Source organism: Bacillus sp. KH172YL63, assembly GCF_011398925.1.
In the GTDB taxonomy this organism is placed as follows: Bacteria; Bacillota; Bacilli; order Bacillales; family Bacillaceae_B; genus Rossellomorea.
This window is the reverse complement of sequence record NZ_AP022842.1, coordinates 1,988,967-2,002,453: the sequence shown is the minus strand read 5'-3', so window position 1 is coordinate 2,002,453 and position 13,487 is coordinate 1,988,967. Positions and strand designations below refer to the sequence as shown.

16 protein-coding genes and 1 riboswitch are annotated in these 13,487 nt (G+C 46.8%); all 16 genes read left to right on the top strand.

The genetic code is table 11. From position 1 onward, the window contains the following. The first annotated feature begins 1 nt into the window (after window position 1). The 16 genes from KH172YL63_RS09925 to KH172YL63_RS09850 all read left to right on the top strand — a co-directional run bounded on the left by KH172YL63_RS09925 (window position 2) and on the right by KH172YL63_RS09850 (window position 13,292). Window positions 2–766: a thiazole synthase gene (locus KH172YL63_RS09925; protein ID WP_173105950.1), complete on the top strand. Its 765-nt coding sequence runs from the start codon at window positions 2–4 to the stop codon at window positions 764–766. Next, window positions 763–1,785 (top strand): MoeB/ThiF family adenylyltransferase, encoded by a 1,023-nt coding sequence (locus tag KH172YL63_RS09920; RefSeq protein ID WP_173105949.1) that lies wholly within the window; start codon window positions 763–765, stop codon window positions 1,783–1,785. Before KH172YL63_RS09925 ends, KH172YL63_RS09920 begins: the two co-directional genes overlap by 4 nt. A 19-nt stretch (window positions 1,786–1,804) precedes the next feature. Next, complete coding sequence (gene thiE / locus KH172YL63_RS09915) at window positions 1,805–2,446, top strand: thiamine phosphate synthase (protein WP_173105948.1); 642 nt, start codon at window positions 1,805–1,807, stop codon at window positions 2,444–2,446. A gap of 156 nt (window positions 2,447–2,602) precedes the next feature. Continuing rightward, window positions 2,603–3,052, top strand: coding sequence for a MaoC family dehydratase N-terminal domain-containing protein (locus tag KH172YL63_RS09910; protein WP_173105947.1), 450 nt, complete (start codon window positions 2,603–2,605; stop codon window positions 3,050–3,052). Further along, a complete protein-coding gene (locus KH172YL63_RS09905) occupies window positions 3,049–3,453 on the top strand; it encodes a MaoC/PaaZ C-terminal domain-containing protein (RefSeq protein ID WP_173105946.1) in 405 nt (134 codons plus the stop codon). The genes KH172YL63_RS09910 and KH172YL63_RS09905 overlap by 4 nt, the downstream gene beginning before the upstream one ends. A 168-nt stretch (window positions 3,454–3,621) precedes the next feature. Then, a riboswitch (SAM riboswitch) is annotated at window positions 3,622–3,727 on the top strand. A 117-nt stretch (window positions 3,728–3,844) separates the two neighbouring features. Continuing rightward, on the top strand, window positions 3,845–3,958 hold the full coding sequence (locus KH172YL63_RS09900) for a YezD family protein (RefSeq protein ID WP_173108122.1): 114 nt from the start codon (window positions 3,845–3,847) through the stop codon (window positions 3,956–3,958). Window positions 3,959–4,059: 101 nt separating this feature from the next. Next, on the top strand, window positions 4,060–4,758 hold the full coding sequence (locus KH172YL63_RS09895; RefSeq protein ID WP_173105945.1) for a phosphoadenylyl-sulfate reductase: 699 nt from the start codon (window positions 4,060–4,062) through the stop codon (window positions 4,756–4,758). 57 nt (window positions 4,759–4,815) lie between these two features. Next, window positions 4,816–5,838, top strand: a complete 1,023-nt coding sequence (locus tag KH172YL63_RS09890; RefSeq protein ID WP_173108121.1) for a sulfate permease — start codon at window positions 4,816–4,818, stop codon at window positions 5,836–5,838. Window positions 5,839–5,879: 41 nt separating this feature from the next. Continuing rightward, complete coding sequence (gene sat / locus KH172YL63_RS09885) at window positions 5,880–7,025, top strand: sulfate adenylyltransferase (protein WP_173105944.1); 1,146 nt, start codon at window positions 5,880–5,882, stop codon at window positions 7,023–7,025. Between the two features lie 12 nt (window positions 7,026–7,037). Then, window positions 7,038–7,640, top strand: a complete 603-nt coding sequence (gene cysC / locus KH172YL63_RS09880; protein ID WP_173105943.1) for an adenylyl-sulfate kinase — start codon at window positions 7,038–7,040, stop codon at window positions 7,638–7,640. Between the two features lie 12 nt (window positions 7,641–7,652). Next, window positions 7,653–9,263: a nitrite/sulfite reductase gene (locus KH172YL63_RS09875; protein ID WP_173105942.1), complete on the top strand. Its 1,611-nt coding sequence runs from the start codon at window positions 7,653–7,655 to the stop codon at window positions 9,261–9,263. 12 nt (window positions 9,264–9,275) lie between these two features. Continuing rightward, complete coding sequence (locus KH172YL63_RS09870; protein ID WP_173105941.1) at window positions 9,276–9,500, top strand: DUF3906 family protein; 225 nt, start codon at window positions 9,276–9,278, stop codon at window positions 9,498–9,500. A gap of 15 nt (window positions 9,501–9,515) precedes the next feature. Further along, window positions 9,516–10,292, top strand: coding sequence for a uroporphyrinogen-III C-methyltransferase (gene cobA, locus KH172YL63_RS09865; protein WP_173105940.1), 777 nt, complete (start codon window positions 9,516–9,518; stop codon window positions 10,290–10,292). Then, a complete protein-coding gene (locus KH172YL63_RS09860; RefSeq protein ID WP_173105939.1) occupies window positions 10,292–11,047 on the top strand; it encodes a sirohydrochlorin chelatase in 756 nt (251 codons plus the stop codon). The genes cobA and KH172YL63_RS09860 overlap by 1 nt, the downstream gene beginning before the upstream one ends. After that, window positions 11,028–11,585, top strand: a complete 558-nt coding sequence (locus tag KH172YL63_RS09855) for a precorrin-2 dehydrogenase/sirohydrochlorin ferrochelatase family protein (RefSeq protein ID WP_173105938.1) — start codon at window positions 11,028–11,030, stop codon at window positions 11,583–11,585. The genes KH172YL63_RS09860 and KH172YL63_RS09855 overlap by 20 nt, the downstream gene beginning before the upstream one ends. Before the next feature lie 144 nt (window positions 11,586–11,729). Next, a complete protein-coding gene (locus KH172YL63_RS09850) occupies window positions 11,730–13,292 on the top strand; it encodes a fatty acid--CoA ligase (protein ID WP_173105937.1) in 1,563 nt (520 codons plus the stop codon). Window positions 13,293–13,487: the final 195 nt, after the last annotated feature.

The following is a 13,487-nucleotide window of genomic DNA, read 5'->3' as shown; positions in this document are numbered from 1 at the left end:
ATTGTTGACAATCGGAAAACATTCATTCCATTCCAGATTATTGCTAGGTACCGGGAAATACCCGGATTTTAATACGCAACGAAAAGCGGTTGACGTTTCAGGTGCGGAAATTCTCACCTTTACGGTCAGACGCATGGACATATTCGATCCAAACCAGCCGAATCTTCTCGAGGAACTGGATCCAAGCAATTTTACTTTGTTACCGAATACAGCAGGTGCCAAAAATGCCGAGGAAGCGGTGCGCCATGCAAAACTAGCCAGGGCTTCAGGCCTTTGCGATATGATCAAGGTTGAAGTGATCGGTTGTAAGAAAACACTGCTCCCAGATCCAGTAGAAACCCTCAAGGCAACCGAGGAGCTGCTGAAAGAGGGATTCACAGTCCTTCCGTATACGTCGGATGACGTAGTATTGGCAAGAAAACTGGAAGAGCTCGGTGCTCATGCAATCATGCCCGGGGCTTCCCCGATCGGATCAGGTCAGGGAATCCTGAATCCAGTCAATCTGAGATTCATCATTGAGCAGGCAAACGTCCCTGTCATCGTAGACGCCGGGATTGGCTCACCGTCTGATGCCGCCCACGCCATGGAATTGGGAGCGGATGCGGTGCTACTGAACACGGCGATTTCCGGGGCGGAGGATCCTGTGAAGATGGCCAGGGCCATGAAGCTCGCCATTGAAGCAGGGCGACTCGGCTATGAAGCAGGGAGAATCCCAAAGAAACTCTATGCCTCTGCCAGCAGTCCGGTGGAGGGGTTGAGCGTTTGACACACAATCGATATTCACGGCAGACTCTCTTTTCACCGATTGGTGTAGATGGTCAGCGTAAAATCCAGGATAAACACGTACTGATTGTCGGTGCAGGAGCACTTGGCACGGGGAACGCCGAAGCCCTGGTCCGTGCCGGCGTCGGAAAACTGACGATTGTTGACCGTGACTATGTGGAGTGGAGCAATCTGCAACGGCAGCAGCTATACAAAGAACAGGATGCCATCGATTCTTTGCCAAAAGCGGTTGCAGCAAAAAACAGATTGCAAGAAATCAATTCAACAGTCGAGGTTTCTGCTCATGTACGAGATGTATTGGCTGAAGATTTGTTGGACCTGCTCAATGGCGTCGATCTCATGATTGACGCCACCGATAACTTTGAAACAAGGATGATGATGAACGATGCAGCCCATCTCCATGACATCCCCTGGGTCTATGGTGCCTGCGCAGGAAGCTACGGCATCTCCTTTGCCATGGTACCCGGTGTTACTCCTTGCCTGCAATGCCTGATCCATTCGGTCCCGACCGGGGGAATGACGTGTGATACGGCGGGAATCATCAGTCCTGCCGTTTCTTCTGTCACAGCCCTTCAAACGACCGAAGCGTTGAAAATATTAGTAGAAGATGCCTCTTCACTCAGTCACAGAATCGTTTCATTTGATTTATGGAAAAATGAGTATTCGTCTTTGTCTGTCGGCTCATTAAAAAAAGAAGACTGCCCCTCCTGCGGTCACACAAGGACATATCCTTACCTGCAATATGCCAACCAAACAAAAACAGCCGTCCTATGCGGGAGGGAGGCTGTTCAAATCCGACCCGCATCACCTGCGTCCATCAATCTTAAGGAATTCGCCTTGATGCTAAGCACCAAAGGAAAAGAAGTGATGGCGAATCCCTATTTGATTTCTTTCAATGAGGGAGCTTTGAGATTCGTTCTTTTCAAGGATGGCCGGGCGATCATCCATGGAACGAAGGAAACCGATACGGCCAGGACAGTCTACCACCGCTATATGGGATGAAGGAAGCAGGGGTGAAAATATGAATATACAACACTATTTAAGGCTTTATTTCATCATGGGCAGTACGAATTGTGAAAAGGATCCCATTTCAGTGTTGAAAGAAGCCGCCGCAGGGGGGATCACCATGTTTCAGTTCCGGGAAAAGGGCCTCAACTGCCTGCACGGAAAAGCCAGGTACACCCTCGCCCGGAGCCTGCAACATGTATGCCGCGCGCACAAGATTCCTTTCATAGTGAATGATGATGTGGAACTTGCCCTTGCATTAAATGCGGATGGGGTTCATATCGGACAGGAAGATGATTCAGTCGAAGACGTACGGAAAAAAATCGGCGAGAAGATCCTTGGCGTGTCCGTCCATCATGTGGAAGAAGCCAAGCGTGCAAAAAATGCGGGAGCCGACTATATCGGCGTAGGCCCTATGTTTCATACGTCCACGAAGTCCGATTGCAGGGATGTGCAAGGTCCCTCAGTGATCAGATCAATCAGAAAAGCAGGCATAGAGCTGCCACTTGTGGGTATCGGTGGCATTCACGCGGGAAATGCATCACAGGTTCTTAGAGCAGGGGCAGATGGAATCGCTGTCATATCAGCGATTTGCAAAAATCCTCCTGATACGATTCATTTACTGCACGTCACGAAAGAAAACAATTCATCAACTTGACATCTGATACAAGGGGCAGCCTCATGACAGAATGGGACTGCCCCTCTTTTTGTAAAAAAATCTCCATGACAGCCCTGATTCTCAAGTCACCTCCATAATTTTCAGGATAGAATGATAAGATAATAGTAAGAGTTTGAAAAGAATAGAGGTGTAGACATGTTCCAGAAATATATAGGCAGGCGCTCTGATCCTGTTGCCAACATTGTCGAACAGAACGCCGTACGTCAATTTGCAGAAGCGATCGGCGGCCCTCATCCCATCTATGTGGACGAAGAGTACGGCAAACGTTCCCGTTATGGTAGAAATATTGCTCCACCAACTTTCCCGAGGGTGTTTGACTACGGAATGATTGAAGGTTTCCATTTACCAAACGAAGGATTGATCCACGGGGAACAGTCTTTTCAATACAGGAGGCCGTTATATGTAGGCGAAACGATATGCTGCTCGACTGAGATAAAGAATTATAATGAACGGGCCGGTTCGTCGGGGACGCTTGGCTTCCTTGTGATCGAGGACATCGGGAAAACACCGGAGGGAGAGACCATTTTCTTTTCCACCTCCACTGTAATCATTACGGAAGCCGTCAAAGAGAGGTGGAATCAATGAGAAATCTTCGGACATATCAAAAAGGAGACCGACTTCCCCCGCTTGAACTGGGACCGGTTTCGCTGGAAGATTTGATTTCTTACAGCAAGGCTTCAGGTGATCACAATCCCATTCATGTGAATGAAGAAGTAGCACTGAATCTCGGGCTCCCCGGTATCATCGCCCATGGGATGTGGACGATGGGAACTGCCTCCAGGCTGTTCAGCGCTCATAGTGAGGAAGGCTTCATACAAGACTACTCTGTCCGTTTTACAGGGATGGTCCTCCTTGGAGACAACATCACCCTGCTCGCCGAATTAACAGATATAAGGGAAAATTGTCTCTCCTTCAGCCTACTCGCAATCAATCAGCATGACAAAAAAGTGCTTGAAGGAAGCATCGTCTATTCACTTTTCCAGTAGGGCTCCATCCAGCAATTGAAAAAATATGATGTCGTATTACACCAATTGATTGAATAGATATAAAGTATATGGAAAGTAAAAATAAGACAAAAGACATAAATCCGATAGAAAAAGTCGGGTTGACTTCCGTGTGTAATGTGATATTATTTAGAATATTAAAATTAATAACTCTTATCCAGAGTGGTGGAGGGATCTGGCCCTGTGAAGCCCAGCAACCTACGAAATGTAAGGTGCTAATTCCAGCAAAATGGGAAGTCATTTTGGAAGATAAGGTATTCTTACCTGAACAACTTTCCAAAATGGATGGTTGTTTTTTTGTTTTTGAATCTGGATAAGAAGAAATTGGGGGAATCATGTGACCAAAGCGAATAAACAAAACGGGGACGACGTGATGGAAAAGATTCAATCCATGCTGGAATCGATGAATTTTGGTTCCATCACGATCGTCGTTCAAGACGGGAAAGTCATTCAACTAGAGAAAAATGAGAAAGTCCGAATTAAATAAGCTGACTAGACAACTAGAGGCGCATAACACAGATAGGGGAATCCCTTTATCTTGTTATCGCCTCTTTTTGTATGGATAAGCCTCAGGGAAAGGGGTGCAATATGTTAACCTACTCAAACTGGAAAGCGCACACTGTCGATTTTGACATAGACCCTGTTTATAAGGGCGCTTTGAATGTACTGAAATGGACTTATGAAGAGTACGGAGGCGAAGTCGTCTATGCCTGCAGTTTCGGAATCGAAGGCATCGTCCTGATCGATCTCATAAGCAAGGTAGAACCTCACGCAAAGATTGTATTTCTGGATACAGGCGTACATTTTAAAGAAACTTATGAGGTCATCGAAAAAGTAAGAAAAAGATATCCAGGTATAGATATTCAGATGAAAAAACCGGAATTAACCTTAAAAGAGCAGGCTGAGGTCCACGGAGAAAAGCTGTGGGAGAGAAATCCAAATCAGTGCTGTCAAATTCGAAAGTTAGATCCTTTAAAAGAGTCACTATCAGAAGGAAAAGCATGGATTTCAGGCTTAAGGAGGGAACAATCGCCCACAAGGAGGAATGTTGAATTCATCAACAAGGATGAAAAATTCCAATCCATCAAAATTTGTCCATTGATCCACTGGACATGGAAAGACATTTGGCGATACGCCCATAAACAGAATCTAACGTATAACGCCCTCCATGATCAGGGATATCCGAGTATAGGCTGCTCCCATTGCACAAAGCCTGCCATCGATATGAATGATCTCCGCTCTGGGAGATGGACGGGTAAAGGCAAGACAGAATGCGGACTTCATTAAGCGGGGTGAGAATCTTTGCTTGAAATTCTGGCCATCGCGATCAGCTTGTTCTTTGCCATGAACATTGGTGCCAGTGGAGCGGCCGCATCGATGGGGGTGGCGTATGGAGCGGGAGCCATCAAGAATATCCGTACGGCTCTCTTGATTTGTGCAATCGGTGTTCTGAGCGGAGCGGTACTTGGCGGCGGTGAAGTGGTGAAGACCATCAGTTCAGGGATCATCCCGCCATCACTCTTATCCATCAAGATTGTCATCATCATATTATCTTCGGCGACCATATCGCTGTTCCTGGCGAATTTAATCGGGATCCCCTTATCAACAAGTGAAGTGACGGTCGGGGCGGTGGTTGGTGTAGGAGTCAGCTTTCAGGTGCTGTACGTGAAGTCTTTGATCACCATCATGAGCTTCTGGGTGATTGTCCCGGTCATCGCGTTCGGATTGACCTGGTTATGTGGAATTTTGCTGGTGAAGCTTGGAAAACGGGGAGTCCGGTTAGAAAAAGGCTGGCTTGCATATGTATTGATTGTTGCAGGGTTCTTTGAGGCTTTTTCAGCAGGGATGAACAATGTGGCAAATGCAGTCGGTCCCCTTGTAGGATCCGGTTTATTATCCGCTTCTAATGGAATATGGATCGGCGGCTTATTTGTTTCCCTCGGCGCAATTTTACTTGGTAAGAAAGTGGTTGAAACAAACGGGAAGAAAATCACACAGTACTCGAAGGCAGAAGGCATCTTGATCTCAACTACCGGTGCATTGCTGGTCATGGTGAGTTCCCTGTACGGATTGCCAATTCCCCTTACCCAGGTGACGTCCTCTTCCATCATCGGATTAGGGATGGCAAAAGACGGAAAGCACATGCTGCAAAAGAAAATCGTGAAGAAAATCGTGAAAATATGGGTGGTGTCCCCACTGATCTCTCTTTGCATTTCATATGTATTGGTGAAGCTTGTCATTGACCGTGATCTTTATTCCATGGTCGTTCCGGTCAGCGTCATCATCGCGACAATCGGTGCACTTTCCCTGATGAGGGTTATAAACGAAGAGAGACGTTCTTTACACGAGGACGGCGGAGGGATTTAATCTTAATTCTGATTAAAACAATATATAAAGGAGGATATGGAATGAGTTTACAGCCACACGGCGGAAAATTAATTGAAGCTTATTCACCCAAGGAGGCCTATGAAGACATTGAACCAGAAATCCCATTGGACGAAATAGCGTTAAGCGATCTCGAATTGATCGGGATCGGCGCATACAGTCCGATTGAAGGATTCCTAACGGAGCCTGACTATGAGGGTGTCGTAGAAAATCTTCGATTGAAGGCTGGGACGGTTTGGAGCATACCGGTCACACTGCCCATCGATGAAGAAACGGCAGCTCCCCTAAAGGCCGGTGTTAAAAGCCGTCTCGTATATAAGGGAGACACATACGGATTGATCGATATAGAAGATATATATGTCCCCGACAAGCAAAAAGAAGCACGATTGGTTTATGGCACAACAGACATTGCCCACCCAGGTGTAAAGAAACTGATGCAGCGGGGTGACCGATACGTCGGGGGTAAGATCACGTTGATCCGGAGACTTCCGAAACCATTCAGTGCGCACACATTCGATCCGAAGGAAACAAGGGAAAAGTTCTCACAACAAGGCTGGAAGACCATCGTCGGATTCCAGACGCGTAATCCGGTTCACCGGGCACACGAATATATCCAAAAGACAGCATTGGAAACCGTGGACGGCCTGTTCTTGAATCCGTTGGTCGGGGAAACGAAGGCTGATGATATTTCAGCTGAAATCAGAATGGAAAGCTATGACGTCCTGCTGAAGCATTATTATCCCAAGAAGCGGGTATTCCTCGGAGTCTTTCCCGCGGCGATGAGGTATGCAGGACCGAGGGAAGCCATCTTCCATGCACTCGTCAGAAAAAACTATGGCTGTACCCATTTCATCGTAGGAAGGGACCATGCAGGGGTCGGCGATTATTACGGAACCTACGATGCACAGAAAATCTTTGATCAGTTCAGTGAAGATGAAATCGGGATCATCCCGCTACGTTTTGAACACAGTTTCTATTGCGGGAAATGCGAAGGAATGGCCACCACAAAGACGTGTCCCCATGACAAAGAGCATCACGTCATCCTTTCCGGCACCAAGGTGAGAGGGATGCTGCGGAACGGGGAAGTGCCCCCATCGACCTTCAGCCGGCCGGAAGTCATTCAAGTATTGATCAAAGGGCTGCAGCAGGAATCAAAAGAAAGCTCTTAAGGAGGATTTTGCGTGAGTGATAACCAGGAAAACATCGTATGGCATAAAGCCGCAGTGTCAAAAGAACAAAGGCGAAATCAAAATAAGCATCAAAGCTTCATCGTGTGGTTCACAGGGCTGTCTGCTTCAGGAAAATCCACTGTGGCAAATGCACTGTCACATGCACTCTTTCAGCAGAAAAAGCAGGTGTATGTACTTGATGGTGACAATATCCGCCACGGATTAAATGCTGACCTGGGCTTTAAGGAAGAGGACCGGAAAGAAAATATCAGAAGGATCGGGGAAGTATCCAAGCTCTTTATTGATAGCGGTCAAATCGTCCTCACCGCTTTCATATCCCCTTACAGGGCAGACCGGGATACTGTCAGGAATCTGGTCGATGAAGGTGAATTCCTTGAAGTCTACGTTCAATGCTCCTTGGAGGCATGTGAAAAACGTGACCCAAAAGGCTTGTATAAAAAAGCAAGAAAACATGAAATCACAAACTTTACAGGCATCAGTGCACCGTACGAGGAACCCGCTCATCCTGAAGTGGTGATTGATACCGAGAAAAATACAATCGATCAATGTGTAGACCACATCCTACAGGTTTTAAAAGAAAAACATCTGATATAAGGAGAGGAAAACATGGCATACAGCAAATTCTGGGAAACAAATGAGAAATTGAATAAAACAGAAAAATGGAAGCTCGAAAAAGATGGACTGACGATCTTTGATGACATTCCAACCTATGCTGAAAACGGGTTCTCTTCCATCCCGAAGGAAGAATGGGATAAATTCAAATGGGCCGGCCTCTACTTGCAAAAGCCGAAGGAAGCAGGATACTTCATGATGAGAGTGAACGTACCGTCCGGTATCCTCACCTATGAGCAGGCAAGGGCACTCGCTGGCATCTGCAAGGAATATGGCAGGGATGTATATGACATCACGACCCGGCAGGCCATTCAGTTTCACTGGCTGAAGATCGAGCAGATTCCCGATATCTTCAAGCGGCTGGATGCGGTAGGACTGTCGTCTGCCGGCGCATGCGGTGACATCACCCGAAACATCGTCGGAAACCCGCTGGCAGGAATCGATCCTGACGAAATCATAGACACAAGGGACGTTGTAAAAGAAGTATATGACTTCTTTCAACACAACGAAGATTTCTCAAACCTGCCGAGAAAATATAAAGTGGCGATCTCTGCGAACGTCAATAATGCATCAAATGCAGAAATCAACTGTGTTTCTTTTGTACCGGCAAAGAAAGAGATTGACGGTGAAGAAGCAGCCGGATTTCACTTAAAAATCGGTGGCGGATTATCAGCAAGGCCATTTCTTGCACAGGAGCTGGATGTCTTCATCCTTCCCCATCAAGTGAAAGACGTGACGGTTGCAGTGACGACGATTTTCCGGGATTTTGGATACCGTGACAAGCGGCACTTGGCCCGCCTGAAATTCTTGATGGCAGACTGGGGACCGGAGAAATTCAAAGAAAAGCTGTTGGAATATGTTGAACTTCCCTCAGCCGGCACCGATGCTGTTAGCGGATGGAATGCAGGTTATTTCTATGGGGTCCATCCCCAAAAGCAACAAGGACTCAATTATGTCGGACTGAATGTCCCTGTAGGGCGCCTCAACTCCGATGAGGTATATGAGCTTGCGAGAATATCAAAGAAATATGGAAACGGTGAACTGAGAAACTGCAACTCTCAGAATCTCATCATTCCAAATATCCCGGATGAGCATGTGGAAGCGCTGCTTGCAGAAAACATCTTTGACAGGATCTCTACAAGCCCCCTTTCATTTATAGGCTACTCAGTTTCATGCACAGGGATCGAATATTGCAATCTGGCGCTCGTCGAGACAAAAGAAAGGATGAGGCAGATTGCCAATCAGCTTGACCAGGATCTCACGCTTGATGTTCCGGTCAGAATCCATATGGTCGGCTGCCCGAATTCATGCGGTCAGCGGCAGATAGCAGACATCGGCCTTCAAGGGATCAAGATGCGCACGAAAGATAAGAAAATGATCGAGGCGTTCGAAATTTACGTTGGCGGAACACTGCAGGACGGCGGAAAACTCAATGAAAAGTTAAAAGGAAAAGTAGAAGCGTCCAATCTGACAGAGGTCATCAAGCAGCTTCTCATTCATTTCAAACAAACCAAGAATCAGGGGGAAGCGTTCTTTGACTATATCAACCGTGTCGGCACATCCCCTCTCCAGGAACACTTGGATACACTGCTGCAGGAAGCATAGGGAGGCCATTACATGAACCTATATCGTTTTGAAGTTACGACACCTCAGTTTGTCACCGTTGTCGTTGTAGCGGCACAATCAGATGAAGCAGCATTTGATTTGGCAGAAGTCGAACTGGAGAAATATTTTTTGAAAAAGCCGGAAGTGGTGGATATCTCCCTTTATGAAAAGCGCAGAATCAGCGGAAACGGCGCAGGATTTGTCCTCCATGAGCAAGAAACGATACTTAAATCATGAGGAGGAGCTGAAGCAATGGGAAAAGTGTACTTAGTCGGAGCGGGACCGGGTGACCCGGAACTGATTACCGTGAAAGGTTTGAAAACCATACAGGAAGCGGATGTCATATTATACGACCGGTTAGTCAATAAAGAGCTTCTATCCTACGCGAAAAAAGGAGCTGATTTGATTTACTGCGGCAAGCTTCCCGACTACCATACGATGAAGCAGGAAACAATCAATCGCTTCCTGATCCGCTATGCGTCCAATGGAAAGACGGTTGTGAGACTAAAGGGAGGCGATCCATTCGTATTCGGCAGAGGCGGGGAAGAAGCAGAAGCTCTTTCTAAAAAGGGGATTCCCTTTGAAATCGTCCCTGGGATCACTTCAGGGATCGCTGCTGCAGCTTATGCCGGCATCCCTGTCACCCACCGGGATGCAAGTTCAAGCGTCGCCTTTGTAACCGGTCATAAAAAGGATCATGAACTCGAAGACGAGAAGTGGGAAAGCTTAGCTAAAGGAATTGATACACTCGCCATCTATATGGGGGTCGGCAATTTACCCTACATTAAAGAGAAGCTCACTCAATATGGGAAGTGCAGGCATACACCGGTTGCACTCGTCCATTGGGGAACAACAGACGTTCAGAGAACAGTGACGGGCACCCTTGATACCATCGTGGAAATCGTGGAGAAAGAAAAGATCGAAAACCCAAGCATGATCATTATCGGAGAAGTTGTCCGCTACCGTGAACGGATTCAATGGTTTGAAGAAACGCTAGGTAAGAATGCAGCCATAAGTGAGGCTTTATAATGAAGAAGGCAGTCCTATATGTATGCCACGGCAGCCGCATCCCTGAAGCGAGGGATGAGGCTGTCGCATTCATTCAACGATGCCAGGAACATGTTCATGCAGACATCCAGGAAATATGCTTTCTCGAGCTTGCGTCACCTTCGATCCCACAGGGGTTTGAAAACTGTGTCAAAAAAGGAGCGACCCATATCTCTGTTGTTCCGCTCCTGTTATTAACTGCAGTACACGCCAAAATCGACATCCCTGAAGAAATCAAAGAATGCATGAAACGATATCCTTCCATAAACGTGCACGTCGGCCGCCCAATCGGTATACACAATAAAATGGTTGCAAGTGTCCTAAAGAAATTGGCCGATGCGATCACAGTCGATCCTTCGATTACAGTTGTCTTGATCGGCAGGGGAAGTTCAGATCCGGATGTTAAAAGGGATCTTGGGGCGATAGGAGATCTCGTTCAGCAAACCACTCACCTGAAAGAGGTTAAAACCTGCTTTCTTACAGCATCTGAACCTAGTTTCTCCGACACGCTGAAAGATCTGAAGGACTCAAGCACTCCTGTCGTGTTCATTCCCTACCTATTGTTTACAGGGATTTTGATGCGGGAAATCAAACATGCAATCTCTTCAACGCAAAACCCAAACATCCTGCTCGGTGATTACCTTGGGTATGATCCACTTGTAGAAGAAGCTTTCCTCGACAGAATTCAAGAAACTCTGTATCAGGAAGGAGTATGCTATGCTTCCTCTTATGATTGATGTTACTGATAAAAAGGTGACCGTCGTCGGCGGTGGAAGAGTGGCCTATAGAAAGCTGTCTGTTTTCTTACAACATGGTGCCAGCGTAACAGTTGTCAGCCCCCGGGCTATAATCGAAATCGAAGACCTTTACAGGGAAGGTCGTGTGACCTGGATCAAACGGGAGGCTTGTACGGAAGATTTACTTGATGCATTCATCGTGATTGCCGCAACGGATGTGCGACAGGTAAATGAATGGGTGAAAGAAACGGCGGGGCATCATCAACTGGTCTGTGTTGCTGATCAGGGGAGTGAAGGCACGCTTCAAATGACCTCATTCCACCAGCAGGGAAGCCTGACGATTTCCGTATCCACAAATGGTGCAAGCCCGCTTGTAGGGAAAAGATTATGCGATACATTTTCTCAGCAATGTGATGAAGCGTTTGTGGAAAGGCTCAATAAAATCGGAGAGAGGCGGAGAGAGCTTATTTCTTCTTCCTGCTCTACGGAAGAGAAACGGCGTTTGCTCAGGGAACTCGCAGATAAGATCATAGGTTAAGACAATGAGCAGTCAGATGATGGCTGCTTTTTTCTTTATTATCAAAATATTTCTGAATTATCTGATTTTAAAGAAGGGGAATGACTCTCTTACAGCGAAATGAAAGGGGAAGGATGCAAAGCTTATTTATAAAGGAGGAAGACGATGTACGCAACGACAGGAAGCATTTTTGATCAAACGGTGGATAAATTCAAAAATAAGGAGGCGATCGTCGAAGAGAGGACAGGAAAAAGACTTACATATAAGGAGTGGCAGGAGGAGGTCCATCGTACAGCCAATGCATTGCTCGATGCCGGTGTAAAAAAAGGCGACAGGGTCTCATGCTATTTATACAATACGCTTGAACTTGCAAATCTGTATTTCGCCTGCGGAAAAATCGGCGCGGTGATCAACCCGATCAATTTCCGGCTGAAGGCCCAGGAGATTCAGTTCATCCTGAAAGATGCAGAACCAAAGGTCGTCGTTTTTGAAGAGGAGCTCGGGAAACCAATTGAAAAAATCAGAAAAGACTTCCCCCATACACTCTTTTGGCATGTTGGGAATTCGGCCCCGTCATATGCAGAAAGCTATCATGAAGTAGTCGGTCATTACGGAATTGACCTGCAGGAAACCACAGTGGATGAAAAAGATCCCTATGCGATCATGTATACGAGCGGAACCACAGGAAGGCCTAAAGGTGTGCTGCACAGGCACAGGGATATGGCGGAACAAAGCTTGATATGTACGTCTGTCATGGCTCTGAGACCAAACGACATCGGCCTCGTTACAGCACCGATGTTCCATTGCGCAGAACTTCATTGTTGCTTCCTTCCACGAGTGCAAGCGGGAGCCAAGAGCATCATCATCCATCAATTCAATCCCCAAACAGTTCTAGATGTCATTCAACAGGAAAAAGTCACCACGCTCTTCGCAGCTCCAACTATGTGGAATATGCTGCTGCAGCATGGGGTGGAGAACTATGATATATCCTCCTTGAGGGTGGGGTTATATGGGGCGGCCCCGATGGCTCCCGTCCTAGTACGTGCCATCCATGAAAAACTCAATATCGGCCTCATCCAGGCTTACGGTCAGACAGAAATGGGACCGGCTGTCACCTTCCTGCTCGAGGATGAACAACTGACGAAGACCGGGTCGGCAGGAAGGGCTGCGTTTAATCATGAAATCAGGGTGGTAAAACCGAAAGAGGACGGCCCGTCTAATCCTGATGATGTGTGTCAGCCGGGCGAAGTCGGTGAAATCATCGTCCGTGGCTCATGTACGATGCAGGCATATTACAACCGGAAGGACGCAACGGAAAAGGCACTGCATAAAGGTTGGTACCATTCCAGTGATCTTGGGTATTTGGATGAAGACGGATATCTGTATATTGCTGACAGGGTGGATGATATGGTGATATCAGGCGGAGAGAATGTGTATCCCCGTGAAGTTGAGGATGCCCTACATGCTCATGCAGAGGTCTTGGATGTAGCCGTCTTGGGTCAGCCGCATGAAAAGTGGGGAGAGCAGGTGATTGCAGTAGTCGTGGCGAAGACTCCGACCCTGACAGCGGATGAACTGGATTCATTCTTAAAGAACGGAGACCTGCTTTCAGATTATAAACGCCCAAGGGAATATGTATTTGTTGAAGAGCTTCCCCGGAATGCCAGCGGTAAGATCCAAAAATTCCTTCTGAGGGAAAATCTCATTCAAACAGAAGAACGGATTTAATAAAGGGAAGGTGCAGGATACTAATCTGCATCTTCTCTTATTTTATGATAGAAAAACAACACAGAACAAACGTTCTATTCGATAAAATTACCCAACCACCACCGAAAATCAAAGGAAAACAGAGAAAACGGGAGATGTTTTTTGGGGGAAGCACAAAAAAAAAATTGCCACCCCTATTCATGAAAGAATTAGGTT